This is a genomic window from Paenibacillus sp. FW101-FHT12H11 (assembly GCF_058790355.1).
This window is the reverse complement of the sequence record NZ_JBYTCO010000006.1, coordinates 501,485-528,056: the sequence shown is the minus strand read 5'-3', so window position 1 is coordinate 528,056 and position 26,572 is coordinate 501,485. Positions and strand designations below refer to the sequence as shown.

Below are 26,572 nucleotides of genomic sequence, written 5' to 3'. Positions count from 1 at the left end.
ATGCGAAGCAAAAGTATAAAACTTATACTTTCTTATCTACTGAAAAAGGGATACCACGGCTGGCACGCGGCTAAACGCCGCGCATCGCCGGATCCCAAATGATCTTGTGCAGCTGCATATTCAGCTTTACTTTGGAGAGTCCCGCCTCCAGCATATGCTGGACGAGTTTGTGCGGCGGCATCGTCTCCCACACCGGGCTGAACATCGGCAGCGCCTTCGTCGGATACTTCTCCAGCACGTCCACCGCAGTGCGGAAGTCGTGCTCGCTGCCGATCACGAACTTCAACTCATCCTGCTCGCGCAGCAAGCCGAAGTTGCTGACAATCATCTGCTCCATCTCGCCGGAGTCGGGGAGCTTAAAGTCCATAATGTATCGCACCTTCGGCGAGGAGACACGCTCTACAAACATGGCGAGATCGATCGCGCCGTTCGTCTCGATGTGCAGGTCGTCGACCTGCTCCAGCTCGGCGAGCGCCTCGATCAATGCGAGCGACTTCTCACTGTACAGGAGCGGCTCGCCGCCGGTGAGGCAAATATGCCGGGAGCGGAACGAAGTGACCTTGCTGACAATTTCAGCAATGGTCATGACGTTCTCCGCTTCCGCGGGAGGGTAGCTGTACTTGGTGTCACACCAGGTGCAGCGGAGGTTGCAACCAAAAAGACGGACGAAGACCGTCGGGAACCCGGCACGGGTCCCTTCGCCTTCAACCGTCTCGAAGATCTCGACCATCGGAATGCGGATATCTCGCATTACTCTTCCTCCTCCATCATCGAGCGAGTGATGGCCGCGTAGGAGGTCGGCGTCTCCCACAGCCGAATTTCTTCCAGCTTAATGGCTGGGTACAGCTTTTCATCCAGAAGTGCCTGATGAATCTCCTCATACATCCAAACAACCATATTTTCAGCCGTTGTATTCATAGGGGGCAGCACTTCATTCAAATATTTATGATCCAAACGATCAATGACGCGTTCTTTTGCAATACGTTTAATATCCCCAAAATCTATTGCGATCCCCCGGCTATCCACCTTACCGCGCATAATAACTTGCAGTTTATAAGTGTGGCCGTGCAGATTTTTACATTTTCCCTCATAACAATGCAAATGATGCGCACTGTCAAACGTAAATTCCTTAGAAATCAAAACGGATTTGTGATGATATTTTAATTGGTTCTCTGTGATGTCACGTCCCAACATTTGCACATCTCTTGGGATTTCATAGCTCATATCTATCACCTCTTAATTATAAAAAAACAGTACTCTACATTATATCATGAAGTGAGCACTTCTCACAATCTATCAACATCTGGCGGATTCCGCCTTCGCTTTTGCGTCCAATCCAAGTGGCCTCTGATTTCCTGCATCCGCTCGTTTTCATCACGCAAATCCGATTCAATCGTTGCCATCAAACATTCGATTTGATCGATAACCGTCTCCGGCAGATCAACCTCTTCCAATGATTTTACAATATAGAGCAGGCATTGCAGTGTTTCTTCCATGAGGCTTTTTTTCTTGCCTGTCAGGACAACTTCCGATAGAAATACAAGGTGGCTCAACTCTTTTTGCGTCATTTTCAAGAGGGACAACCCCTTTCTTCCTTCCATTATCCAACATTTTCCGACATCACGGAAGACCCCTTGACAACTCTAACTATAACATTTAAGATTACAGTAAATTGTTGTTTTTAGGTTACAATTTTTAATATAATTTCTATAATTTTACAATCATATTATTTTTGGAGGCATTTCAATGAGCACACAAGTACAATCCGCTGTTTTGAAAGTTTTGGAAGACCGTCATTCCGTTAAGCAATACCAAGCAGGGCATCAAATGCCAAAAGCTGATCTTGAGCAGCTTCTTACTTCCACTTCTCAAGCTCCATCTGCATGGAACCTTCAGCACTGGAAGCTGGTTGTTATTGACGATCAAGCTCAAAAAGAGAAATTGCTTCCAATTGCATACGGTCAAAAACAAGTTGTTGAAAGCTCCGTAGTTATCGCTGTTCTGGGTGATCTTGAAGCGAACAAAAATGCTGAGCTTGTTTTCGGTCCAGCCGTTGAAGCTGGTCATTTGCCGAAAGAAGTGAAAGACACACTTGTTGCTCAAATCGAAAATGTTTATCAATACCCGCAAGTTGCTCGTGACGAAGCGATTCGCAATGCTTCCCTTGCAGCTATGCAGCTTATGATTGCTGCTAAAGCAATGGGTTATGACACTTGTCCGATGGGCGGATACGACGCGGCGAAATTCGTTGAAGCATTCAACGTTCCTGCTCGTTATGTGCCTGTTATGCTAATCAGTGTTGGTTTGGCGGCTACTCCAGCTCGTCCATCCGGCCGTTTGTCCCTAGATCAAATTACTGTTTCCAACACATTCTAATCCAATAAAAAAAGGCATGGCTCCTAGCAAAATGGGAGTTCATGCCTTTTCTTTTTTCTCCTAGGTCAATGCAATTGATCGGTCTCGAACCAAATTTCATCAATCAATTTATTTCGATACAGCATGGACACATTGAAGGTTTCGTACTCTTTTTCCTTATCCAACTCTTCCAACAACAAAGCCGCAATCAGCTCTCGATCATCGGAATCCCCCGGCTCCCTGAAGTCTATGAAACCGGTCAACTGCCGGGAACTAATATCTACCGTTGCCGTCCCGATCGGAAGACCCCCATACGATTGCTGATAAATTTCATACGTCAACGTATCTCCGTCATCCCTGGCCAAAATAATCGTATAATCCTCTGGATTCGGCGGAATTAATGATTCTTCCCTAATATCATCTACAAGCTCCAATAAATCGATGTGAGTTAGCTCTACCGTGTCAATCATTTCACCATCAAAAATCATATTGAAAATGAACGTATCCGTTTCATCTTCATCGTAATCGGCTACAACCAATTCCGTCACCGTGTCCATTTCTTCATCAAAAGGATCAAATTGCCAGGTGACTTCCCCAATCACATCTGAACCGTACACATGAGTGGTTACTTCAGCAACCAATTCCGATTCTTTATCGTATACATGATATTCCACTCGGTTTCTATACTCTCCAACATTGACAAGCTCGTACCCCAATTGCTGCCTGCGCTGCTCAATCATGTGCAAACTTTCGGGTCCGTTCGTTCCCTCGATATCATCAAATCTGGTTTCATCATCGTTCACCCATTCATAATCAGCGTCATCATCGTCCAAATAGTAATTAGTTGTTCGGTTATCGTCTTCCTCCATCACTGGCCCAATGGCATGATCGGTCGCGATCACAAAATCATAATCACTATAGCTGACTACCACTTCGCATTCCGTAATAGCCAGTGCATCAATGACATTCTGAATATACGACTGGACAAATTCATACACACTTTCTTTGTCCTCTTGTGCAATGGACTGCCGCTCCAGATGAATCGAGCCTTTAAGTCGATCCGATTCCCTGTAGACTAGCGTTAACGTACCGACAAACTCCCCATTGTACATCATATCGCAGACTTCTCCACCTGCTGTTTTCAGGTCGGGTCTAAGCATCATATCGGCCACGACTTTCTTCGCCTCCTCTACAGATCTAATAATTCTTCTGTAGATTGTCCCAATATCGTCCAAAATATGAGTATACAGGATAAACGTCTATACACTTCTGCCCTTAACTTCATATGCTATCCTATAGAGTCAAAAGGGAGGGATTCTGACATGTCTGCTGGATACAATAACGTAGGTGCAATCTTAGTTCTTTTCATTTTGCTGGTTATCATCACTAGCGCATTTGTTCTTTAATTTTGATTAACTAAAAAGGCTGTCCCTTCATCTTCATGAGGGGGGACAGCCTTTTTTTATTCACTTTGTTGATTTAAACGCTTCCGTTCGGCATCAATGGCCGCGAGTTTCTTGCTTATTAAACCAGCCGTTTGCGGATACTGCTTCAATGTTTGCTTATATATCGCCTTGGCGGCTGACGGTTTTCCAGCTCTTTGCGCGATTTCTGCAAGGGCTAGATCCACCTTCCATTCACCTATTTCATGTTCGGGCGAAACCATATGACGGAAAGAGTGGAAGGCTTCTCTCGCTCTTCTCATCCCTGCTTCCGCTTCTGTATACAGCTGATCTGCTTGCTTTATACGGACTTGAGCAATCATGTAATGGGCATCCGGGAAGTCGGGATGATGGCTTAAAGCCTTCATACTGTACATCAGCGCAGATTCCCATTCTTTCCGATGATAACTTATTTCCATCAAATATTTATACACATCAAGCAGCCTGCCAAAAAGGGGTTGAGCTAATGCTCTTCGTTCCGCCTCAAGAAGCGCTTCTATGGCTTCCAGTTCTTTGCCTGCCCCGAGCAGATCACGTCCTAGATAAAACCAAGCCGCAGGATCATCAGGCCCCTCCTGGACCATCCTATACAGCAACTTCAGATTCCGTTCGATTTTCTGCTTGTTCTTCATGACCGATGGTTCATATCCATCATGCAGCACTCTTACTTTTACCTTATAACGTTGTGCTTCGAGATTATAGACGCCGGATTGTGTGCCCACCTGTTCATGAACCCTTCCCCAATACTTCAGGCCTTTTCCTAAAGGGAATAACCGAGCTTGTGAAAAATTATGATTAATATGATTTTGGATCGAGTTGATTTGCCATAAGCATAATATGGCGGGAATTGGCGTTTGGTGATAAAGACCAGCAGCTTCGCGTATAGCATTCACATCTTCTTTTACCAAATGCTCATCCGCATCCATCCAAAATACCCAATCCGACTTCATATGCCGAAGGCCTTCATTTCTCGCGGCGGCAAAATCATCCATCCAAACAAAAGGAATTATCGTGACATTCGGATATTGCGAAGCAAGTTCAGCTGTCCTGTCCGTAGAGCAATCAATGAGAATAATCTCATCAACTGCTCCTTGCAGCGAATCCAAACAACGCTCAATCGTGTTTTCCATGTTGTAAGTGATTATTCCGGCAGACACCGTTACTTTTCTTACATGAAGAAGTCCCTCAATATCTACTCTTTCATCACCAGCAGGGATTTCTTTGAGTGCATTTAGTACCGGCACCACCCAAGTTGCTTCAGGATCGAGCAGCCAAGCACGATAAAACGCTTTGGTCGATGCGCTCCCATAGCCTTGATGCATGAGAGCTTCCCCAAGATATACCCAGTTTTGCGCTGCTAATGCATTAGCCCGAATGTGCTCTTTGGCTGCGAGCTCCGCTTCTTTGTAATTCTTCTGTTTTAAAAGTTCACTGACAGATGTTTTCATTTGTTTCATCATCAATTAGGCTGGTCCATATGAGGTATATGGGATTTTATAGACAACTTTGCCATTCTCTAAGGTAAGGACAACCGTCGTGCTTGTATTTGGAGGCAAGTTGTCACCTTGAACATAAACACTGCATCCATGTTGAATCGTAAAATGATAGTCAGAATCTGTTGAGGAAACTGTCACATCTTCACCTTTACTCTGCCAATCGAATAATTTGTCTGGAAAAATCGTATAATGAGAGTCATCTCGGTTCCGCGGAGCGATATTGATACGGTCTACATAGGTATGATGATTCACTACATCCTTGGCAATAATCGTGAAATTATTAGGTTCTTGTTGTTCTTCGTTTGTAACACCATTAGCTGCATCTTTAGACGCTGTAAAAGATAACTTGTTTCCTTCAGTCAAATCAACTCCATAGGTAATCGATGTGATTGAAGGATTCTCATGATACACGGAATATTGAACAGAAGCTCCCGCTTCTTGCGGAAACATTTGATTTAAGTCAAATTCCAAGGTGCTGTTTTCATATAAAAAGCTCTTGGATAATTCATTTTCATACAAATCGTAATTCTCTTTCACTACAAAACAGATGGATTCTTGCTCGCTATCTGCCTTCATATGTTTAAATTTATAGATGCCGTTAAGCGGTGATAACGTAACATGAGTTCCGTCTATGCTGGGTAAACTACCAAATCCTTCGCTAATATTCATAATTTCCATATCAATATAGGAACTGTCGTCTACATTATTGAAATAATTGTGCATATCCAGGGTGATAGAAGCACGTTCCTCTATATCAAATCGTTCCGAAGGCCGTACAAGAATGGGAACTGTCCCTGAAACAACACCACCCTCATTGTCATAAACGACTACAGGGAGATACACGGGCTCACTCGTTGCTTGAAGGGGAGTCAGAGATTGCCCATACTCCGTATTATTGACTCGTATGTATTCGTTTCCTGAAGTTGCGAAAACAACATGTAAATAGGAATTCTCATTGAACTCATTCGACTCATCGTCGGGATCCTCATAAAACTGATGAATATCAAAAGATAGCGGACTTTCACCATAAGAATTAACATCCACATCGACACCAGAAAAAGCCTCAAACGGCGTCACATTCATTTTTGGCACCGGAATTTGATTCCCAGGTTGGCTATAGGGATCGTCTTTCTTGATTGTTGGTGAGGCAAGATCGATATGTCCCATCAGTTCTTCAATCTTTGATTTTTCTGAATACTGAGATGAGAAATTCTGTAGCACGGAAACAACATTTTTAATATTAAAATTTGGCCCCGTCCCGCTTCCCGAGCTTGGTACGATAATTACATGAAAGGTGTCGTCGAACGTCGCCTCACTCTCATAAGGGGTTACCGTTACCGTAAAGGTGGCAAGTCCTGTCGGAGAATTTGTTACTAACGGGTTCGCGTTTATTTCCAAAATGCCGTAACGCAACAAATTTTGGTTTACAGTCGCGAGTGTGGAAGTATTATTAATTTGGAACTCCCTGCCCGCATAGTAGAGCGTGTGCAAATTAATATATGTTTTCCCGCCCTCAGGAATAACAATCGTCTGCAGCTTATCGTGGTTTAAAATTGGAATTTCCGTTTCCACATTCGCCGCAGCAGGCACAGCCAAGAATGGCACAGCAATCATCGCCGTACTGGCAATAGCCCCTACTAGTTTCTTTTTTCTACTAAAACTCTTCTGTTCTTTTCCCATAATGACACCACCGTCGTCTAGTTATTTCCCTCATTCTACCATAGCCTGGTAATCGGAAGAACCCCCGAAACGACAAAAATCCCCAAAAATCGAGGATTTTATAGGAATTTTAACTTATAAACAATATTTAACTAGGGCTTTATGCACACCTTCATCATTATTTGATGTAGTTACTGCATCCGCGGCTTCCTTCACCCCGTCCGGTGAATTTTCTACTGCGATACCAAGTCCGGCAAACTCCATCATTTCCAAATCATTATAATAATTGCCAATGGCCATAATTTCGCTCGGATCGATCTCTAAGGATGCGGCTAAAGCCTTCAACGCATTTCCTTTATTCGCCTTGGCGCTCATCACATCGATGAATAAATCGCCACTCCGAATCATCCGCAAATGTCCATACAGTTGCTGTTCATCCCATTCCTGTTGAACACGATCCAGGATCTCCGGGTTACTAAAAAGTGTAAATTTCACTATCGGCAAACCTAGCTCAGATACATCCGTTACGAGTTTGGGACTAACCAGAAACTTGGTGTACATCTCTTTTTCATATTCGCCAATTCGCTCGATGTACATATTGAAAGATGTGCAAACATCGAAATGGATGCCCTCTCTCCTTACGTAATCCAACATAGGGGCAATTTCCGGCAGTGTAAAAGAAAACTCGTTCACTAACGATTTCCCTCGTTCGTCTGCGTGAACCGTCGCCGCTCCGTTATGGGTAATCATCGTTCCTTCTAATCCAAGCTGCTGCAGGATAGGCAGCGTGCTATCAGGAGCTCTTCCTGTACACAAGACGATATGTGCCCCTTGATCATGCACTTCCTGAATCGTTTCAATCGTCTGCTCGGTTAATTCATGATCGTCATTCAAAAGCGTTCCATCAACATCCAATGCAATTAAACGATAGTTCACGGTCTTCTCGCTCCCTTAGTCATAGCCTTTTTATCGCTAATTGTATCATAGGACAGCTTGGGATTCACCGTTTCATACAAAAAGCAGCTATCCGAAGATAACTGCTGCTTTGCATTTATTGAACCCTATGAACACCTACGGATTTATTGACATTGCCGATAATATTTACGTGAATATCTTCTGTTTTTATCACACCATTGCGATATCGTATTCGAAAATGAATGGTTTGCAAGCCTTCCGGCAATCCCTCCGAGAATGACTGAAATTTGGCATCAAAGATTTCCCCAAAAAAAGATGTCGCATCCCCTGGTGCCGGACTTAAACGCTCGGATACATAAAGCAATTTACCATCTAACCCTGTAGTATCAATCCATGCCGTAACTTCGTCTACAGGCGCCAGCGAGCTTTGACTAGATACCATAAAGATTTCACCGGAGTAAAAATCCTTTGGCGCCGCCGCTGTTTGGTGACCGCTTTTCTCATGTAAAATCAGCCAATTGTTCGTATAAGTCACATCGGAGTGAATCGTCAAAGGAGTCGCTGTAATCATTTTGACAATCGAGTTCGTAAGCCGTCCATCTGACACAGTAAGTGTCACTCTATAAACACCGGGAGTTAGGAACTTATGGCTAAACGTTGGTGAGGAAAAGAAAACCTCCGTCCCATTGGGCTGCTCCAATTTCCATGCATAGCTCAGAGAATCCCCATCAGGATCATAAGAGGAATTCATGTTTTGAACCACATCACCTTCCCAGACCGGCTTAGGAGTCCAATCAAACTGAGCAACAGGAGCCCGATTAATATAAAACCAAGTTGGCGCTGAATAATCAGACCAAACAATGCCATCGAAAACTCTTATTATGACACGCAGCTTTTGGGCAGGAGGAAGATCGCGATTGACTTGCCAACTTCCTAGACTTGTATTTGCACCTTGGTAAAATTGCCCAGAATCCAGAACCATTACATCATTAGCCTCATTCGTAATTAGTAGCTGAAAGTAAGTGAAAGTTGTACCGGGATCTGGATCTGTTTGTGTCCATTGAAACGTAGGTCGAAGTTCAGCGTATATCGTAGGCGCAGCCTGCGTCCCAATAGGCATTGTCATCGATACGGTAGGAGGTCTGTTCAAAGTGAACCATCCGGAATTGGACCACTCGGACCAGTACTTGCCGTCATTTACACGAACCTGAACTTGAAATGGTCCTGATAGGCCTTTAAGCACAGATAGATCGAATTGTTCGATTGGATCAACCGTCCATGAACTGCTCGTCGTTTCGTACTTGCAATTTATCCATGCCCCAGAAATGCTATTATAGCTGCACGAATGTGCGAAGCTGCCTCCTCGAATGGCTTGATTCATTAACCCATTATCATGATATGTGACCTGATTGCTATTATCATCAAGGATTCGATACTGAAAACTTTTATATTGTGTTGGAACGTCTGGATCCGATTGATTCCAAGATGGTATAAGCGAGCCACTTGTTATCGGAGTGGGGGAAGATTGAGTTCCATTAGGAAAGGTCAATACAGCAGATGGTGGATACCCCTTGCTAAAATATTTCTCTGACCACTGCGACCACATCCCATTTTCATCCTGTACACGTATTCTCACTTTGTAAACTCTATTATCCTGTAAAGTCATCGGAGCTGCGTAGCTTAAACCAACTGTCGTTCCTTCGCTTTTTAGGTTACTATTCTGAAAAAGAGTTGGAATAAACTGATATATCCATCGATATTTCGGATTACCGTAATAATCGTAGTAATAATACTGAACGTCAATTTCAGACTTTACAATGTAACTATCCGCATCAAAATCAACAGCATTCCAAGTAAACAACGGGTTTGATGATGCCGCCCCGGATGGATGATTAAAGTCAGTACTGATAGGGTTCGTTATATCTACAAAAGGAGCATGGTTGGCAGGCGGAGCATCTAACCAGATGTACGCTTCTTCCCAGTCTGACCAAGCGTTGTACTCATCTTTTACAGCTACCCTAAACGTATATAAACCGACTTCTTTGACATGATCGATAAGCCCCGGAACTGTAGTGCCGTCTGGAAGAATGTATTCATACCTACGATCTAGGACCCCTTTTGTTAAGGCATAATTAATTCCTGTAGCTTCTGTAGAGTAATTAGTGGAACTTAACCATCGATCCGGATCATAGCTTTGTGAGTCATCGCATGTCACTTTATAGTAGAAATCTTGACTGCAAGATATCTTACTGATTGGTTTGCGATGAATCAAAACATTCCTCGAATAAGGATCCGACTCAGAGACGTAATCGGCAAAAGTTACATTAGGATACGTATAGCCTAGTGGTGCAGGATCATCAACGCCAATATACGAAAGTGTATAAATACCAACTTTATCAAGTAATTTCGTTGGAGCATCCATTAATGTCTGGCCATGATAGCTGGACAAGCCACTTTTTCCATCACCGGCATCCAAAAATTTCACCGAATTCGTGTGCTCATATTTCCATTTGTCTTTAACAATCAGATGCGGGTCGTTCTCTGGGTCCTCATAAGTTGTCCCATACGTCAGTTCTTCCCCTGCTATTCCTATATCGCTTATTATCGTATTATCAGCGATGGGTATTTTCACATAAACATTACGAAAATGAGAACCAAAGCCACCGATAAAAGCTCCATAAGTCCCTGAAGTGAACGTAGAGTCCGACGTTTCAAAAATGGGAAGCTGACCTAATCTAACCTTCAATTTCGACCCTCTAACTGAAACTTTGACGTTTACAAAATCTTTCGTGCTCAGACTAATAGGGCTGCTTCTCAGGACTGTACGATCCCCGTTCACTATTTTGCTAAGAGAAATCCAATTTGATGTAAATTCCAGCCTATACATATTTCTATTGTTCTGTGCCCTAAAAATAAACCCCGACGGTGAAATCATGCTGTAATTCAAATTCGTTTGCATAAAGTCAAAGGAGTAATCCCCATCACTTATATCCGTATCTTTCTTTAAAACTTGGCCGACCTCAGATGATGCATACAATCTGGGACTGGCAACGGCCCCCTTTATGGTGTAAGAATAATACTTATTAAACGAACCTGATGAATCTTCGTCATAATTTGAGACGTAACTGCCAACACTGCAGCTTCCACAAGATTCCCACACAAAATTATACCTTCGCAGCTTATGATAGCGTTCCTGGAGCTGCAGATAGTACTCACCGTCAGCCCCAAATCCTGATGATGCAATCGTAAACTGCCTATTTTCATATAAAGATTGTTCATTACTTGAGTAGTACATGGGACGTAAATTTGCCGTCGTGAATTCTGCAACTTTTGTGGCAAATTTATCAGCGACTGTTATTTTATTAAACCCATCTACGATGTATATATAGCCATCCTCAGAAACATCCCATTTTACTTGCACGATCGAGCTTGTTGTATGATCTGAGCCTTCTCCTCTAATGATACTGCCCTCTCGGGATTGGCTGCTGTCGTCTCGACTGACCGTACTGATATCTAATCGCTTCGTAACACCCGTTTGTTTGTTGTATGAAGTCAGGTAATTGGTATAAATCCCTTTGTGAGCTGAGTTACTGCCACTATTTGAATTGCTAGAATTACTATAAGTGCTCTTATAATCTTGATGCACATAAACAGCTGCCTCGGAATCTTCATAAACCGCTCCATCTCCCGATTTTGGCCTTGTTATTGTTGCCGAAGGCACTTCAAAACCCGTTTCCACATCATACCACTTTGAAAGATCAACACCACCGCAATAAGAGCAATAATTAGGATTAAAAAGTACATAAGGTATTTTTATTTTCGTGCCATCATCATTAATTTCCATGTTATTTGCATTGCCAATATGATTAGGCTGTGTTGGTAGAGCAAAAAAATTGGCAACCGAAGAACTGTTACTCTCGAAGCTTTTCACCCACGAAACTTGACCAGATACATTTTTCCTCGTATAGTCGCACCACCAATGATAAACATCGTCATCGCTTGGGTTGTATTCATAATAATATTTACAGGATAAACTATAGCTTCCTCCTTTGGCGTCAAATGTTAAATAATTGCCCGTATTGCTTGCTGTCGGCGTCCCAATACCACTGAGTTGGGTAGTTGTAGGTTGACCATTCAAATTACCTTGCCAATCAATCATTTGCTCTGTGTAGGGGATTGCACCGCGAACGGCTACTCCGCTTTTATTACCTAAATATTGAGTACCAAACAAAGGTGGCATGCTAAAGCTGCTTCCCACGTCAAGTCCAACGGTTGCTACAGCCTTAGTAAAAATTAAATTACTGGCAGGCGCTTTATAGGGCGACTTTCCAAAATGAGAAGTGAAACCTTTCGTAATAGGATTGTACGTGAAACCAATATCCTTTGTTTTATGTAAATTCGAATTTGTAAGTGTCGAACCTTCCCATTGATCCCCAAACGCCATAAACAATTCGTTCTCAGTTACGGTTTGAAACAAGGGAGGTTCTGGATTTGCGCTAGTTACCGTGAATGCGACCTCAGGCGAGTCATTTTTGATATCGATCACAAAAAATTTAGTATCAGTTAGCCCCCAATCTTCCTTGGTTTTAACGGTAAGTTTATACTTCCCTATCTTCGCAGCCGGCAGCTGTGCCGTTCCACCTACTGCAATAGGTAGATTGAGTGGCATGTGATCATTAAAAATTCCATCATTATTACTGTCGTAGACATAGTTAATCGTAGTTTCAACAATGACATCCCCATCAGGGCTAAATGAAATATCCCGAAATGGAATGTTTCCACGAACCGCGAAAAGCGGAAGGTTAATGACGGCAACAGGAGGTTTATCCTCGACGACATTGATGTTTTTGATCGCTTTATTTTCTGGTAGACTCCGTACGCCATAGCTATCTTTGACTTCCAGAGTAACGGTTTCCATACCGACATTAGGATAAACTGAAAGATTATTCGTCCAAAAATACTCTGTAATTGTCCTGTTCTTAGCCGGTCGGCTGCAAGCGCCATTGATGGCATTAGGCGGAAGCGGCCGATTTTGCACGACACGAGTTGGAACATTTATGCAAGGGACTGGCTCCGGACGCATGATTGTTATCGTCGTTTCATTTTGCGTACAGGCTCCTTTGTCATCGCACATTTTTGCCGAAATTGTATGATCTCCGGCTGTTGATGCCGTAAGCCATGTGAGTTTATCCTCTCCTTTTAAATAGCCCATGGAAGGAAAACTTTGGATCCAAGGACTTGAGCTGTTCGCGAACAACCACTCAAAAGAAACGGAATCATCATCAGGATCATAATGGTTCTGCGCAATTTCCGGCAGCAATCGTACATTCAGTTTGTCTCCAACTACCGCTTCTGACAGGGATGTGCGAGTGTAATAATCGTTGACCGGAAACCATCCGATTTCGAACTGTGGCGGTCTATTGGGAGGCTTAGGACCCACTGTAAATTTCCCCCGATAAAAATAAGAAGTTCCTCCACAACTGTCCTCAAGCTGGTAAGCAATATCGACTTGCCCGCTTTGCATGTTGCCAGGATAACCAATGAAACCCATCATCCCATAAGCAAAAATAGACATATCATTCACTGAAGTACTGCCTAGTGTACTCCAACCATATTGAACATTCTCCCCGGTTGCTTGGGATAAAATAAAACGTCCTCTAACCGGTGTACAACTGGACGGAATTGTCCAATCGGCTTTTATCATATTGGAATCTTTCCATGTAATTGTAGGCTTGTCTGCCGAGGTTTTTCCGGAGTAGCCACCGCCTTTAGGCGCGCAGCTAACTTGTGGGGTAACAATCTGGGAAAGCGTATTATTCGTGGAAGAGGTTTCTGAGATATCATCATTGGCATCTACCGTTAACGTAATGCTCTTTATACTGTTGAAGGTGTAAGGGACTATCTCGGTTTTGCTCTCCCCTGGCGGAAGTCCTGCCGTGTAAGTGAAAGTCTTGAACACTGCGCCGTCAGCAGCTACTGTTACTTTAAATGTGCTACCATTGGGGATAGCCACACCAGCGTTTTTGAACTTGATGGTGAGGTTCGTGCTTTCACCCGAGAGAACACAACTGCCGGCATCAATTAATACTGCGGCTAGATCGGGTTTGTTTGGTGGGGTGTAGGTGACTTCGATGTAGGTTTGGTATTTGTAGGTTTCTCCTTTCCATAGGCCTATGGCGTACATGTAATAATTTCGGAGCAAACCGTAAGGAGGCGTTTGGCCACCTGTTATTGCGTCCTGTTCTTCGTAGTAAAATGAGTCTACTGAATTATCTAGAGGTAACATCGTTCTGATCATTCCTTTGCCATCTGTTTTTCCTTTACCGTAAGATAGAGGGAGGGCTTGGGAGGCTGGATGTTTCTTGGCATCAATAATAGCTATACTATTTTGTACTAACTTGTCCCCATCAGTTATTTCAGGTGTTCCGTCATTTAAAACCACAGAAGACTCATTGATAAACCAACGATTTGGACGATCAACTTCATAAGCAGTTGTTACCGCCCACCCTTCCTTACCAAAGTCTTTAACTATATCTCCACTTGCAGGTGCATCAATTCTCCCGGATATTTTATATTGGTTTGAATCATAGCTATAACGTAAATCAGGTCCATTATTTGAACCTCCAAAATCTCGATAGCTGAACGAATTAACTGTATATCTGTATCTTCCAATATTAGGTATTAGTCCAGGGTATGGTGAAGGTATTCCTGATTTCCCATCAAATTCTATAACTGGCGTTTTCTCTCCCTTATGTTCCCAAACTTTCCCTGTAGGTTGTCTATAAATTTGATGTCCTGGCTTTGTTTCTGTCATTCCAAAAACTGATACACTTTGACCGCTTATATTGGTAATATTTATCCTAGTTCCAATAAAACAATTTGAGCATAACATTATAGAGCCATTATTAATAATTCTTAGAGAAGTAATTTCACCATTTATATAGGAAAATATTTCCCCATTTATTTGTTTAGTTGATGATGCCGAGTATTGTGCATTTACTATTGAATCTTTAAACTGTCCCTTCTCATAATCATAATAAAGTATCTTAGAACCGGATGCTTCAGAAGGGAGTTCTACAAATGGTAGCATCAATTGATAAATTGCAAGAAATAGGAATACTCTTAAAAAGAATTTTCGGATAATATCCCCCCCCCCTTATGGCTTTGCAATTCCGACATCATTTCCTATAATATCCAGAGTTAAACCCGTTCTAGAATGATCTTTCATTACCCCATAAGCTACATTCCCTACATATGTTCCTGGGACAGCGAATCTTATAACTCTAATTAAACCTTCTTTAGCAAGATGCAAAGGTCCAGTTTGATCATACAATGTAAGATACTGATATCCACCTAAACTAAAACTATCATCAGCTGTTTCATCCACCTCCACAGTGAATTTAGCCATCACCACAAAATCCCTCTGTTTATCCACTCTAGAATTCCAATGCGAAGTATCAATGTACTCCATATTAGGATCATTCTCGTCAGACGGGTCAGCTATGATTACCTGGTTTAACGTAACAACTGCTCCCTGACCTGCACTCCAGGAATTTCCTATATTTCTCGCCTTCAACCCCAACATAGTCCCCACATTACTCCCAGTTTCAGCAATCTCAGCCGCACTCGCCGCATACTTATCAACCGGCAGCTTCTCCCCATTCTTGGCAGCAAGAATCCGCTCTATGATCGTAATTGCCTGAGCACGCGTACTAGTCCCATACACGTCCAGATCTGTCCTACTTACGCCATGAATTAGTCCCAATTTCGTAGAATCAACCATAGATCCTTTCAATGTCTTATCGACACTTCGCACGCTTAAAATAGACATCTCATACCTTTGCAGCGGTTCGTTGTAACGTTCTGGAAACTCAGCAGGAATAATTCCCTGCGACTTTAAAAGATCTACATAGGGCTGATACCACGCATCCCCATCAATTTTGTTGATCTTCTCCCCTGTAGCCACCGCCACCATTTTAATAAACTCAGCATGACTAATTGGGGCATCAGGTTTAAACGTGCCATCCTCGTAACCGTCAACGTACTTCTTTTGAACGGCATTTTGAATAGAAGATTCTGCCCAGTGCTGGTATGTGTCTTTGAATTGCGTAGCGCTCTGTGCCGAAGAATTCATGACATCATAGCCAACAGATATTGCACAAAGTACTGTCATTCCTAATACAGAAAATCTTTTTCTCATAAATAACCCCTCTCTCATCACTAACAGGATACAAATTTGGTAGTATAATCCTATAAAGCAACATAAAAAACCACCCTGCCATCGCAATGAACGAAACTCAACGATGACATGGGCGGTTCTTCCGCGCGAAATATTTGTATTACTCCAAAAATACCATATACTAGTATTTTTGTAAATCACTAATTTTGAGACTCGTGGGCATTTCTCAGAGCAGTAAGCTCCTCGTCCGTTAACTCTCTCACTTGGCCTAATGCTAGGTTTGGATCCAAAGCAAGCGGGCCCATGGAAATGCGTTTTAAGTAGGCAACTTTCTTGCCTACGGCTTGAAACATTCGTTTCACTTGATGAAACTTACCTTCCATAATCGTTAACTCAATCTCGGAAAGCACTCCACTAGCTTCGTTACCGACACTCAGAATTTTTAAGATACCAGGCAGCGTCTCATATCCATCGTCCAAGGTCACTCCATGCGAAAATGCCTCGATATCCTCCTCAGTAACCTCCCACTCGACCTTAGCAAAATAAGTCTTAGGGACGTGCTTACGTGGAGAAAGCAGGTTGTGCGCTAGCTTCCCGTCATTGGTAAGCAAGAGAAAACCTTCGGTATCTTTATCTAATCGACCTACTGGAAAAACTTCAAACGGCGCATATGCCGCGTCCAATAAATCCACTACGGTACGATCACGATTGTCCTCAGTAGCGGAAACTACGCCCTGCGGTTTATTCATCATTAGGTAAACGAACTCCCTGTAACGCACGGTTTCACCGTTTACCTGGATGGTGTCCTTATCGGGATTGACCTGCATCCCGCTGTCTTTGATTTTCGCGCCGTTCACATAAATTGCGCCTTCCTTAGCAAGGCGTTTGAGTTCAGAGCGCGAAGCGATGCCCACGTGGGCGAGTATTTTATCGAGCCGTTGTGTTTGTTTCATGACCGCTTAGGTCCACCTCCAGCCGGGCGGGTATTCGTTTTTCAGCATCCCGTCGATCCATTTGCCCCAGCCGACGGGATGTTCGTCAATGCAGACAAGGCAGTAGCCTTTGGCTGCCTTGGTCACTTCCGGGTCGCGGATAATCTCGCTCTCCGCGACTTCGAGCGTCTCGCCCTTCAGGTACCGAAGGGCTCGCTCGTCGCTCGAAGCCAAGTTCAGCGCTCGCTTGGCTTCGCGCAAACGCAGTCCCATGGCTAGCGCATGGGACGGCTCAAATCGGCCGCGGTGCAGCGCGCCGATGTACCAACCGGGCCGCACGACTTTCAGTCCGTGCAGCTCCGGCAAACCCGCCGGCGACGCATACGCGTACTCGCCGTAACAGACCAGCCGCATAGCGGCGAAAGGCTCGCTGCGCAGCAGCTCGTCCTCGAACGCCTGAAGCGGCTCCAAGCTCACGCGGGACTCCGTCCCCGCGCGGCCCTTCCCACGCAGCGCGTCTCGACCGCTGCGCCCCGCTCCTGCACCCGCCCTTACGCTCTCTCCGACTTCCGCCCTTCCCCCGACTCCAACATCCGCCGCAACCCCACTCTTCAACACAGCAACATAATGCCCCTCACCGCGCAACCGGTGCGGCCAAAGCCGCGCAGTCCCAGCGACCGCTTCCCGAGCCTGAGCCGAATAAGTCTCCTCACACCAAGGTTCACGCAGCCAATCCGGCTGTCCATGGTCGAAACGATCAATCGGCACCACGTCAAACGCAGGATGTTTGTCCAAAAACTCCGCAATCTGCGCCTCGTTCTCCTCCGGTGAAAACGTACAGGTCGAGTACACAATGGTTCCCCCAGGTGCCAGCATTTGCGCCGCTTGTTCAAGCAATTCCCTCTGCATAGCGCCAAATTCCTGCACAGAATGGCGCTCCCACTGCTGCATCATATCCTCTTCCTTACGGAACATGCCTTCCCCTGAACAAGGAGCATCTATTAATATTTTATCGAAATAGCCTTGAAACACATTCAGCATCCGCTCCGGCCGTTCATTCAAAACAATAGCATTCCGAACGCCAAAAAGCTCTAAATTTTTGACCAGCGCCTTCACCCGATCCGAGTGGTTGTCATTCACGACAAGCACTCCCTCACCCTGAAGTTTTGCTGCAATTTGAGTAGACTTCCCGCCGGGAGCGGCACACAAGTCGAGCACTTTTTCGCCAGGCTGAACCTGAAGAAGCTCTACCGGCGCCATGGCGCTAGGCTCTTGAATATAATAAAGTCCTGCATGATAATACGGATGTTTGCCAGGACGTTCTCCTTCTTCATAGTAAAACCCTTCGGACGCCCATGGCACGGGTTCCAACGCGAAAGGACTTTTATCCAGAAAATCCGCTTTGGTGATTTTACTTGTATTTACCCTCAAACCATAAGATCTTGCTTGGTCGTAAGAGGCCAGAAAGCGTTCAAACTCATCTTCCCCTAATAAATCAATCATTTTATCCCTAAATAAGGGCGGCAGCTGCTTCGTCATCCGACATCTTCTCTTTCCTCTTTTATCTTCGCTATTATAGCTGAACTGTCACGAAACAGCCAATTATTTTCAAAATCTGAACAGGATATGCTATACTTTTTATCGAAATTACTAGTTAGTATACAAGACAAGATGAGGTGCATGAAATGAAGAAGCTGCTTATTTATCTAGGCATTGTCGTTATTTTATTCGGGGGTTTATATTTCGTTAATCAACAGTCTACCAAATCATCGGATCAAGCCAATGCCGGAAATCCTTACGGTGTTGCGGCATCCAAGCTAAATCCCGAAACGGTGAAACAATTAAATGATCCGAACTACCAGAACCTGATTCTGCCTAAAGATCTTGATCAAAGGCTGAAGAACAAAGAAACATTTTTCCAATACTACTATGCATCCACTTGCCCGCACTGCAAAATAACGACTCCTGTCCTTGTTCCTATTGAAAAAGAGCTCGGTATTGATGTCAAACAGTTCAATTTGGAAGAATTCAAAGACGGTTGGGAGAAGTACAAAGTTGACTCCACACCAACCCTTATTTACTACAAAGACGGCAAAGAAGTGGATCGCATCGTAGGCGGTGTTCCTGAAGCCGGGGCAACAGGCGGTAATACACCTGAAATGTTCAAAGCTTTTTTCCAGAAATACAAAGGTTAATAGGTACGGCAAAAGCAGCGGATAACGCTGCTTTTTTTCATTTTAATGGCTGCCCGTCTTTTTTCGAATCACAGCCAGGCCTAAGAGTAGTAAAGGGATGACGAGCCCAAACGTCCCCGAGTAAAACAGCCATATTTTAGAAGCAAACTTAATGAAATAGGCGACATTCGGATAGGCGACGACCGAAAGTACAACTAAAGTCATTCCCAAAGGAATATAGAGCTGCCGGATTTCATTCAATTTAAAAATCTCGCCCAAGGCCACAGCGGACGCATATAGGCATAACGTTAGCTTAAAGTAAATGGTAATGAACCAAATCCCCGCCATAACAACCTCAAGACGTTCAAGAAAGCTGCCAATCGATATTCTTCTGGCTAAGGAAAAGCTGGGATACATCTGGGCTGAAGTTAAATCGTCCCCTAACACAAGGATAGAAAGAAGCGAGATGATAACAATCAAGGAGCCTCCGATGGACACTCCTGCAAGAAACGATTTTCCCAACTTTTGCGTTTGATTGACGAAAGGTAGAATCATTAAAAAGACAACCAGTTCCAAATAAGGAGTTCCAATGAGGGGAAGGGAAGCACGTACAATCGGCTTGAAGCCATATCCAAATATCGGTAATATATTATTTGCTTTCATTTGCGTCGGCAGCAGGATGAACATGAGGAAGAAAAAGAGCAGCACCCATGGCAGGAAGATTTCCGATGTACGCGTAAAGGTTTCCAGTCCGTTTCGAATGCCCAAAATGACGATCGCCAAAAAGAAGATATGCGTAAATTGCAGCGGGGTATCCACAAGGACTTGGGTTGAAATAAAATCACCCAGATTACGAAGCACCAATGCAGCTAAAATGAAAAAAAAGCAGAAATAGAGCAAGCCGACGGCTTTCCCCACCCATTTTCCCATTAACTCCTCAGAGTATTTAACCAATGTTTGCTGAGGAAAACGTTGACCAAGAGCCAGGTATAAGATAACAAGCAGCAGACCTGCTAGAAGTCCTAAAATGGCGGCAATCCAAGCATCCTGTTTGGCATCATAGGCAAGTTCCGAAGGAGCAATGAGGATAGCGCTGCCAATCGTAAATAAAATAGTCAATATCGTAAACTGGTGAACGCCTATCCTACCCTTCTCAAACATGTAATTCACCTCTATTTTAGAATGCCAAAAACAAATCGGCTGACCGGTTGATAGACGTATGTAATCCATTCCAACGGATTCGGAAGCTTCACTCTCTCAAATTGCAGAATGCAAAGCACAGATCCTATGAATAAAAGCGTTAAAAATACCCAGATTTCCGCAATTTGTCGTTTGCGCATTAGCTGCGGGAGTTCAATCAACCCCGCGAGAGTCGCAATGATCAAAACCGAGATGATAACTCCCATGTCTTCACTCCTCTTCGCGGCGCATGATGATGGAGTTATTCGTTGTGCCTAGACGGCGTATGTGTAAATCTGCTGAGATATTTACTTGAAGCTTGGTGAATTCATTCTGCCAATCGGGTTCCATCTCTTTCCACAACTTAGGGGACACATCTTCAATCACCTCACCAAAACCGAAAATATCCGCTTTATTTTCTTTGGCTTTGTTAATGGAAGCATACATCACTTTTTTCAGGGATTTGACTGCGGTTTGCTCAAGCTCATGAATCGTCTCCGGGTCCAATAAATCGATTTCACACTGAACTTCACTGACATTTTCCTCTAAAATGACATGCAAATTGATTTCCGGCTTCCCGTTTTTCACTACTCCTTTCATCATGGTTTTTGAACGGATAATTTCTACGGTTAACGTTCCGCCTTTGGGACATTCCAAATGCCCCATCGTGCTTTTGACGTTACCAACAATATAGTTGTAACCTTTGCTCTCATCTTCATTAAGCCAATCAACCAATTTATCTTGCTTAAACAGGGCTAACCCAGTGTACTGCAAGTTCGTGATTGGTTTCGTTTCCGCTAGAGACGATTTGGATCTTCCCTTCTTGGGATCCCCCTCAATTCGAATACCGGTTAACACCGATTCGGTCGTCGGCTCACTGAGCTTCGTGATGAACTGATCGATACGAACACTGACCGTTGGCGCCCACGCCTTCTCTGAAGTTTCTAATGTCTTGAACATTTTGTTCGCTGGAATCCTCTCAATTGGTGTCAATATTTGCAGCACTTTGGAGGCTGTCGTACCACGGGCAACGATGAGGTAGAAATCAGATCGGATTTCATGATCTCTGGTGATGCCGTCCAGTACTTTAGCAACCCCTTCACGCGCAAGTTCCTCGCCGATTACGATAATGCGCAAATGGGATGCGAACAATTTACGCGGAGCTGAGGTTGTTAATTTCCTTGCCGCTTCAAGAATTGAAATTCCTCTTGCTGACAGAGTTGTGATAGGCGTGCTGTAGCCTGCCCCTTTTTTCGATGCTACCTCATTAGGGTTCACAATTTGTGCGGTTACCAAATATTCGTCTCCGCTTTTATCCAAGCCCACGCCAACCGTAATGGCCAAATCATTTAATTCATGCCGATCCCAACACCCTGAGAGCACAAGACCAAGTAAGCTTAGCGTACACAGAATACGACCTAATCTTTTCATTGGCTGATCCCCCTTTATCTTCGTTTTGGTTTGGTTGTCGGGGCATTGTTTTCGCGAATCATATTCTTCTGGTTAATAAATCGTGGTCTGGAGAACAGGCTCCATTGCGGCAATCTGAGAATGGTGTCCTTCTGATCATCCATGACGAACGGAGCCATCGGAGACATGTACGGAACCCCGAAGGAACGAAGGGAGCATAGATGTTGAACCATCGCGATTAAGCCAACGGTAATGCCAAATAGGCCAAAAGTAGCCGCAAATATCATCAAAACAAACCGGATCATGCGAATTGGAATCCCCATACTGAAAGCAGGAATAACAAAGTTTGCGATCGCTGTAATTGCTACGACAATAACCATAGCCGGTGAAACCAATCCTGCATCCACGGCTCCTTGCCCAATAACAAGTGCACCTACGATAGATACTGCTTGGCCTACCGTTTTCGGCAGTCGAACGCCGGCTTCACGCAGGATTTCAAACGTCACTTCCATCAATAAGGCTTCTACAAAGGCAGGGAAAGGAATGCCTTCCCGCTGCGCCGCTAAATTAAATAATAGCGAGCTGGGCAGGAGCTCTTGGTGAAATGTGGTCATCGCAATATAAAACGAGGGGGCCATCAAAGAGATAAAAAAACACACATATCGCAGCATGCGAATCAATGTTGCAAATTCAGCCCGTTGATAATAGTCCTCCGAAGATTGAAAAAACTGCGTAAAAAATACGGGAGCTTCGAGCACAAATGGGGTTCCATCCACCAATATGGCGACGCGCCCCTCCAATAAGCCAGATGCAATTACATCTGGACGCTCGGTATTGTAGACCGTTGGGAACGGCGTGAACGTTTCATCCTGAATCAGTTCCTCGATATTGCCGCTTTCAAGAATACCATCGATATCAATGCGCTCAAGCCGTTGCCGTACCTCAGCTACAATTTTGTCATTTACAATCCCTTTGATGTACATCATCGAAACTGTTGTTTGTGTAACTCGACCTATGGTCATGCTCTCCAGCCACAAATTTGGGCTCTTGATACGCTTACGAATAAGCGAAATGTTCGTGCCTATCGACTCCGTAAAACCATCACGTGGTCCTCTCACAACAGACTGAGTCATCGGCTCCTCTACCGATCGCTGTTGTTCAGAAGCAGTATTCACGGATAATACCTGTGTATAACTATCGACAAAAATGACGGTTTCGCCTGACAAAATCCGATAACATACCTCTTGGTAGTCATGAATCGTTCTGACTTCCCCTAAGGTCTGAAGAATATTCGTCATCAAATCAGGCAGCTCATAGAAACCTGTTTCCAGCGCTTCCACGATTTCAGCCGATCTGGCGGTTAAGCCGTTCATGATATCCTGAAATAAGTTTTTGTCCACCATCTGCTCAAGAAAGGCGAAACCAACTTTGATGTTGGCATCCAGTTCCAGGTACATTTCCCCCGTCTTAAGATCGTCGCTGTTGCCAAAAGTCGCTGTGATCTGTGCGATATTCAATTGGCTGTCGCTAAGAAGGCTTATATGCGAAAGAGGATTCTCGTGCTCTTGGGATCGTGTGCTTGGAATTCTTTTATCATTGAATAGTTGATGTAGCGTCTTGGACCAAAACATGTTAAATCGCCACCACCAAGCTCTTTTTGAAATCCGTTCATCTTGTGGGAAGTTTTCCCTTCCACGCTCAAAATTATGTATGAAGGACCGAGACAATGGAAAAAGGACCTCTGCCGCCCTAAGGGGAGAAGTCCTTTAATTTGTTGCTTCAATTATTTCAACTGCTCGCACTTGTATAATGCCGCAAGGCGAATTTCCATAAAATGCGTGTCAGCATCAAACAAATAGCTGCAATCGCCACACTCGAGGCAACTTGCCAAGGGCTGATACGTCCAATTAGCGCGGAAGCAGGAAAGGTTGTGATAAAAGCAATCGGAAATATATACGTTAACGTGAAGCGTAAAAAACCTTTATACACAGAAACCGGAAACCTTGCCGTTTCAAAAAATGAACTGAATAAATACGATAAATTATCTACTTTGACAGCCCAGAAAGAAAACATCATCATCCCCATCCATAGTGAATATACGACGACAAGAGCTGCTAGAAATACAATAGCAAACTGGATCAGCTCGACGAAAGTTGGTACAGCATTAAGCTGCCAAAGTGCATAAGCAACTAAACCAAATCCGAGCACAACGTCAGATAAACGCCAGAAAACAAGATGCCTGAAACTGATATAAAACTGGCTATCTACCGGCTTCGTCAGTACAAAGTCCAGTGTTCCTTTGCGAATATGATTAACAAGTCGCGACATATTAGGCTGCAGGATAAATTCGATAAAACCATGCACCGCATTGAATATACCAAGCAAGACAAGCACTTCGTAGAAATCCCAACCTCCAATTTCCTGTGTCCGATAAAAATATAATTGCACCGTCAGGATCGCCATCACCAGCCAAAATACCGTTGATAACATATTCGCTGCAAAATTAGCGCGATACTCAAACTCCTCCACCAAACACGCACGCATAAATTCGCGAAATAGCCGAACATATTTCATCTCAGGCTCCCTCCCCTCCTCATCCGCCTACAGCGCCATATTTCTTAATCCCTTTTCTCCACAGCAATCGAAATGTTACGAATAGCAGGATGAGCCATGCAAGTTGGATCGCGAAGTTCTGAAGGATAACAGGAGACCCCACCTCGATTTTGCCGACCAGGAGTTCTACAGGAAAACCAACAGTACCGTAGAAGGGCAACCAAGCAGCAACCTTTTCTACCCATGAGGGAAACATGCTTAGAGGCGCGATTCGGCCTGCAAGAAAGAGATGAAAACCCTCGTAAAGGCTGTAAATCGCCGTGGCACGATTCGTCCAAAAGGCAAACAGGCCAAACTCAAAGCCGATCAGAAAACGGATGGCTGAGGACACCACGATAGCGCATAAAAAAAGTAGAATTATTTCCAAGGAAATAGTCAGCCTTAATATAGGGAACAAAGCTGCGGCAATCACCCACGCCGGGATTAAGAGAAACGCAAAAAACAGTTTGTACACAAGATTTTGCGAGATGCTCCAATGCACCGGGTGGAAAGGGCGAACTAGTTTTGATGACAAAGATCCATCTTGAATACTGGCGTCTAACTCCCATACATCCCAAGTGCTCGTTAAACGGTCAACGACAAGAACACCAAGAAAATACACCATATAATCATGAGCATCATACCCGCCGATAGCTTGATTGTTGCTAATGGACAGCCACACCGCCATAGAGACAAGGGGCTGTATAAAAGCTCCGACCATCCAGATCAGCGACTCACTGCGGTACGCAAACATCACCGCCCATTCCACGCGAAGCAAGACGCGATATTTTTGCCAAAATAGTGCTAATCCCTTCATGCTCCGGCGCTTCCCCCTTCGGTCCTTGCCTCAAACGCTTGAGCAATCACCGATTCCATGGATGGATCCTCGATCGTTAAATCCAATACATTCAGCTTGGATAAAAGCCTTGCCGAAAGCTCCGAAACTTGCTCTCTTTGTACATCCACTTCAAGATCCGGAAACATATAGCTGACTATCGTTCCCATCCCGTGGACAACATCCTCAAGCTCTCGCTCATGCGCACGTTTAGCCAATTGAAGACGAATACGCTTGTTAGGCGCGTACTTATCTATCAATTGATGAATCGCCCCGTCATATAAGAGACGGCCTTTGCCGATGACTAGCACGCGCTCGCATAAGGCTGTAACATCGGCCATGTAATGGCTGGTGAGCAGAATAGTCGCTTTATATTTGCGGCTGTAATCCTGAATGAACCGGCGCATGACTTCCTGCATATTCACGTCCAGCCCAATCGTCGGCTCATCGAGAAACACGATTCTTGGCCGGTGCAGAAGCGCAGCAGCCAGCTCACATTTCATTCTCTCTCCTAGCGAGAGCTGCCTAACCGGCTTGCGGATAACTTCCTCCAGCTCGAGAAGCTGGACCAAGTCGACCAAGGTTTCATCGTAGATTGAATCGGGTATTTCGTAGATAACTTTGTTAACAAGAAACGTTTCTGCTGCGGGAAGATCCCAAATCAGCTGGCTTTTCTGCCCCATGACCAGAGAAATCTGCTTCTTGAACTCTTTTTTATGCTGAAAAGGAACGAAACCGCCGACATTCACTTCACCACCTGAAGGATGCAGCAGTCCAGTGAGGACTTTCATCGTTGTTGTTTTGCCAGCCCCGTTCGGTCCAAGAAAGGCGACGATTTCCCCCTCAGGAATGAAGAAGGATACATCATCTACGGCTTTAACCGTGCGGAACTTACGGTGAAACAAGCTTTTAAGCGAAGCGATGAAGCCAGGCTCCCGTTCGTGCACTTGATACCATTTGCTCAGCTTACGAACCTCAATCATGGCCTTCCTCCTCATGCTGGGGTGGATGCTGTTTCATTTCAACCAGAAGATCACGTAATTCCGGGTCTATGAGATGAATGGTCAGATCATACGGTGCGAAAGGCTCTTCCTTGATCCGGTGCAGTTTCGATACATAGATGTTGCTTTCTTCCATCAATTTTCCTAAATCGATACCAAGGGAATCCTTCGGGTAAGGAGCCAACTTATCCAATCCTGCGCTAAAAAGCTTAATGGAACCGCTTACGTTTCCATTCGCATGATGATAAAGGCCCACTGCAATCTGCAGTAGACCTTGATATAGAGGGCTCCGGCCTTCTTCCAGCCAAAGCTCCTCCATCACTTCATGGCATTCAAAATAATCGCGCAGCTCGTTAAAATAATATAAGTAAGCTACATATAATCGATCGTAAGCAGCCATAGA

21 protein-coding genes are annotated in these 26,572 nt (G+C 44.3%); 2 read left to right on the top strand and 19 right to left on the bottom strand.

The annotated features are described in order from the left end of the window. Positions 1-70 precede the first annotated feature (70 nt). From AC3WTJ_RS22195 to AC3WTJ_RS22185, 3 genes are all read right to left on the bottom strand, one after another. Complete coding sequence (locus tag AC3WTJ_RS22195) at positions 71-751, bottom strand: 7-carboxy-7-deazaguanine synthase QueE (protein WP_492523657.1); 681 nt, start codon at positions 749-751, stop codon at positions 71-73. After that, entirely contained in the window at positions 751-1,224 is a 474-nt protein-coding gene (queD, locus tag AC3WTJ_RS22190) for a 6-carboxytetrahydropterin synthase QueD (protein ID WP_157322585.1), read from the bottom strand. Before queD ends, AC3WTJ_RS22195 begins: the two co-directional genes overlap by 1 nt. A 62-nt stretch (positions 1,225-1,286) precedes the next feature. After that, positions 1,287-1,568, bottom strand: coding sequence for a hypothetical protein (locus AC3WTJ_RS22185; RefSeq protein WP_246239435.1), 282 nt, complete (start codon positions 1,566-1,568; stop codon positions 1,287-1,289). Positions 1,569-1,746: 178 nt separating this feature from the next. Here AC3WTJ_RS22185 and AC3WTJ_RS22180 point away from each other — a divergent pair, with 178 nt between their 5' ends. Continuing rightward, on the top strand, positions 1,747-2,376 hold the full coding sequence (locus tag AC3WTJ_RS22180) for a nitroreductase family protein (RefSeq protein WP_492523656.1): 630 nt from the start codon (positions 1,747-1,749) through the stop codon (positions 2,374-2,376). Positions 2,377-2,441: 65 nt separating this feature from the next. Here the strand turns inward: AC3WTJ_RS22180 and AC3WTJ_RS22175 are convergent, their stop codons facing one another. The 8 genes from AC3WTJ_RS22175 to AC3WTJ_RS22140 all read right to left on the bottom strand — a co-directional run bounded on the left by AC3WTJ_RS22175 (position 2,442) and on the right by AC3WTJ_RS22140 (position 18,517). Next, the gene (locus AC3WTJ_RS22175) at positions 2,442-3,518 is read right to left on the bottom strand and encodes a hypothetical protein (protein ID WP_492523684.1); all 1,077 of its coding nucleotides are present in this window, start codon (positions 3,516-3,518) and stop codon (positions 2,442-2,444) included. A 299-nt stretch (positions 3,519-3,817) separates the two neighbouring features. Further along, the gene (locus tag AC3WTJ_RS22170; protein WP_492523655.1) at positions 3,818-5,245 is read right to left on the bottom strand and encodes a tetratricopeptide repeat-containing glycosyltransferase family 2 protein; all 1,428 of its coding nucleotides are present in this window, start codon (positions 5,243-5,245) and stop codon (positions 3,818-3,820) included. A gap of 15 nt (positions 5,246-5,260) precedes the next feature. Then, a complete protein-coding gene (locus AC3WTJ_RS22165) occupies positions 5,261-6,973 on the bottom strand; it encodes a hypothetical protein (RefSeq protein ID WP_492523654.1) in 1,713 nt (570 codons plus the stop codon). A 114-nt stretch (positions 6,974-7,087) separates the two neighbouring features. After that, positions 7,088-7,888: a Cof-type HAD-IIB family hydrolase gene (locus tag AC3WTJ_RS22160; protein WP_492523653.1), complete on the bottom strand. Its 801-nt coding sequence runs from the start codon at positions 7,886-7,888 to the stop codon at positions 7,088-7,090. A 115-nt stretch (positions 7,889-8,003) separates the two neighbouring features. Beyond that, positions 8,004-14,957, bottom strand: coding sequence for a PKD domain-containing protein (locus tag AC3WTJ_RS22155; protein ID WP_492523683.1), 6,954 nt, complete (start codon positions 14,955-14,957; stop codon positions 8,004-8,006). A gap of 66 nt (positions 14,958-15,023) precedes the next feature. Then, positions 15,024-16,067, bottom strand: a complete 1,044-nt coding sequence (locus AC3WTJ_RS22150) for an S-layer homology domain-containing protein (protein WP_492523652.1) — start codon at positions 16,065-16,067, stop codon at positions 15,024-15,026. A gap of 179 nt (positions 16,068-16,246) precedes the next feature. Then, on the bottom strand, positions 16,247-16,999 hold the full coding sequence (locus AC3WTJ_RS22145; RefSeq protein WP_492523651.1) for a pseudouridine synthase: 753 nt from the start codon (positions 16,997-16,999) through the stop codon (positions 16,247-16,249). Between the two features lie 6 nt (positions 17,000-17,005). Continuing rightward, positions 17,006-18,517 carry an RsmB/NOP family class I SAM-dependent RNA methyltransferase gene (locus AC3WTJ_RS22140; protein WP_492523650.1) on the bottom strand — a complete coding sequence of 504 codons (1,512 nt, stop codon included), beginning with the start codon at positions 18,515-18,517 and terminating at the stop codon, positions 17,006-17,008. Positions 18,518-18,663: 146 nt separating this feature from the next. Between AC3WTJ_RS22140 and AC3WTJ_RS22135 the strand changes: the two genes are divergently transcribed. Further along, positions 18,664-19,173, top strand: coding sequence for a thioredoxin family protein (locus tag AC3WTJ_RS22135; RefSeq protein ID WP_127454514.1), 510 nt, complete (start codon positions 18,664-18,666; stop codon positions 19,171-19,173). Positions 19,174-19,215: 42 nt separating this feature from the next. Here the strand turns inward: AC3WTJ_RS22135 and AC3WTJ_RS22130 are convergent, their stop codons facing one another. The 8 genes from AC3WTJ_RS22130 to AC3WTJ_RS22095 form a co-directional block, all read right to left on the bottom strand. Then, positions 19,216-20,313, bottom strand: coding sequence for a GerAB/ArcD/ProY family transporter (locus AC3WTJ_RS22130; protein WP_492523649.1), 1,098 nt, complete (start codon positions 20,311-20,313; stop codon positions 19,216-19,218). 11 nt (positions 20,314-20,324) lie between these two features. Continuing rightward, on the bottom strand, positions 20,325-20,558 hold the full coding sequence (locus tag AC3WTJ_RS22125; RefSeq protein WP_492523648.1) for a hypothetical protein: 234 nt from the start codon (positions 20,556-20,558) through the stop codon (positions 20,325-20,327). 4 nt (positions 20,559-20,562) lie between these two features. Next, complete coding sequence (locus AC3WTJ_RS22120) at positions 20,563-21,762, bottom strand: Ger(x)C family spore germination protein (RefSeq protein WP_492523647.1); 1,200 nt, start codon at positions 21,760-21,762, stop codon at positions 20,563-20,565. Positions 21,763-21,776: 14 nt separating this feature from the next. After that, positions 21,777-23,372, bottom strand: coding sequence for a spore germination protein (locus AC3WTJ_RS22115; protein ID WP_492523646.1), 1,596 nt, complete (start codon positions 23,370-23,372; stop codon positions 21,777-21,779). 157 nt (positions 23,373-23,529) lie between these two features. After that, complete coding sequence (locus tag AC3WTJ_RS22110) at positions 23,530-24,315, bottom strand: ABC transporter permease (RefSeq protein WP_492523645.1); 786 nt, start codon at positions 24,313-24,315, stop codon at positions 23,530-23,532. Positions 24,316-24,334: 19 nt separating this feature from the next. Then, complete coding sequence (locus AC3WTJ_RS22105; RefSeq protein WP_407871489.1) at positions 24,335-25,150, bottom strand: ABC transporter permease; 816 nt, start codon at positions 25,148-25,150, stop codon at positions 24,335-24,337. Further along, a complete protein-coding gene (locus tag AC3WTJ_RS22100) occupies positions 25,147-26,151 on the bottom strand; it encodes an ABC transporter ATP-binding protein (RefSeq protein ID WP_492523644.1) in 1,005 nt (334 codons plus the stop codon). Before AC3WTJ_RS22100 ends, AC3WTJ_RS22105 begins: the two co-directional genes overlap by 4 nt. Continuing rightward, positions 26,144-26,569, bottom strand: coding sequence for a DUF309 domain-containing protein (locus AC3WTJ_RS22095; RefSeq protein WP_492523643.1), 426 nt, complete (start codon positions 26,567-26,569; stop codon positions 26,144-26,146). Before AC3WTJ_RS22095 ends, AC3WTJ_RS22100 begins: the two co-directional genes overlap by 8 nt. Positions 26,570-26,572 lie beyond the last annotated feature (3 nt).

What these genes read in the sequence shown, in the direction of transcription:
- AC3WTJ_RS22175 (WP_492523684.1), bottom strand. Translation starts at nt 3,518, where the DNA reads ATGATGCTTAGACCCGACCTGAAAACAGCAGGTGGAGAAGTCTGCGAT.
- AC3WTJ_RS22140 (WP_492523650.1), bottom strand. Translation starts at nt 18,517, where the DNA reads ATGACGAAGCAGCTGCCGCCCTTATTTAGGGATAAAATGATTGATTTA.
- AC3WTJ_RS22105 (WP_407871489.1), bottom strand. Translation starts at nt 25,150, where the DNA reads ATGAAGGGATTAGCACTATTTTGGCAAAAATATCGCGTCTTGCTTCGC.
- AC3WTJ_RS22135 (WP_127454514.1), top strand. Translation starts at nt 18,664, where the DNA reads ATGAAGAAGCTGCTTATTTATCTAGGCATTGTCGTTATTTTATTCGGG.
- AC3WTJ_RS22110 (WP_492523645.1), bottom strand. Translation starts at nt 24,315, where the DNA reads ATGAAATATGTTCGGCTATTTCGCGAATTTATGCGTGCGTGTTTGGTG.
- AC3WTJ_RS22125 (WP_492523648.1), bottom strand. Translation starts at nt 20,558, where the DNA reads ATGGGAGTTATCATCTCGGTTTTGATCATTGCGACTCTCGCGGGGTTG.
- AC3WTJ_RS22145 (WP_492523651.1), bottom strand. Translation starts at nt 16,999, where the DNA reads ATGAAACAAACACAACGGCTCGATAAAATACTCGCCCACGTGGGCATC.
- AC3WTJ_RS22165 (WP_492523654.1), bottom strand. Translation starts at nt 6,973, where the DNA reads ATGGGAAAAGAACAGAAGAGTTTTAGTAGAAAAAAGAAACTAGTAGGG.
- AC3WTJ_RS22130 (WP_492523649.1), bottom strand. Translation starts at nt 20,313, where the DNA reads ATGTTTGAGAAGGGTAGGATAGGCGTTCACCAGTTTACGATATTGACT.
- AC3WTJ_RS22170 (WP_492523655.1), bottom strand. Translation starts at nt 5,245, where the DNA reads ATGAAAACATCTGTCAGTGAACTTTTAAAACAGAAGAATTACAAAGAA.
- queD (WP_157322585.1), bottom strand. Translation starts at nt 1,224, where the DNA reads ATGAGCTATGAAATCCCAAGAGATGTGCAAATGTTGGGACGTGACATC.
- AC3WTJ_RS22095 (WP_492523643.1), bottom strand. Translation starts at nt 26,569, where the DNA reads ATGGCTGCTTACGATCGATTATATGTAGCTTACTTATATTATTTTAAC.
- AC3WTJ_RS22150 (WP_492523652.1), bottom strand. Translation starts at nt 16,067, where the DNA reads ATGAGAAAAAGATTTTCTGTATTAGGAATGACAGTACTTTGTGCAATA.
- AC3WTJ_RS22155 (WP_492523683.1), bottom strand. Translation starts at nt 14,957, where the DNA reads ATGCTACCATTTGTAGAACTCCCTTCTGAAGCATCCGGTTCTAAGATA.
- AC3WTJ_RS22185 (WP_246239435.1), bottom strand. Translation starts at nt 1,568, where the DNA reads ATGACGCAAAAAGAGTTGAGCCACCTTGTATTTCTATCGGAAGTTGTC.
- AC3WTJ_RS22120 (WP_492523647.1), bottom strand. Translation starts at nt 21,762, where the DNA reads ATGAAAAGATTAGGTCGTATTCTGTGTACGCTAAGCTTACTTGGTCTT.
- AC3WTJ_RS22195 (WP_492523657.1), bottom strand. Translation starts at nt 751, where the DNA reads ATGCGAGATATCCGCATTCCGATGGTCGAGATCTTCGAGACGGTTGAA.
- AC3WTJ_RS22115 (WP_492523646.1), bottom strand. Translation starts at nt 23,372, where the DNA reads ATGTTTTGGTCCAAGACGCTACATCAACTATTCAATGATAAAAGAATT.
- AC3WTJ_RS22100 (WP_492523644.1), bottom strand. Translation starts at nt 26,151, where the DNA reads ATGATTGAGGTTCGTAAGCTGAGCAAATGGTATCAAGTGCACGAACGG.
- AC3WTJ_RS22180 (WP_492523656.1), top strand. Translation starts at nt 1,747, where the DNA reads ATGAGCACACAAGTACAATCCGCTGTTTTGAAAGTTTTGGAAGACCGT.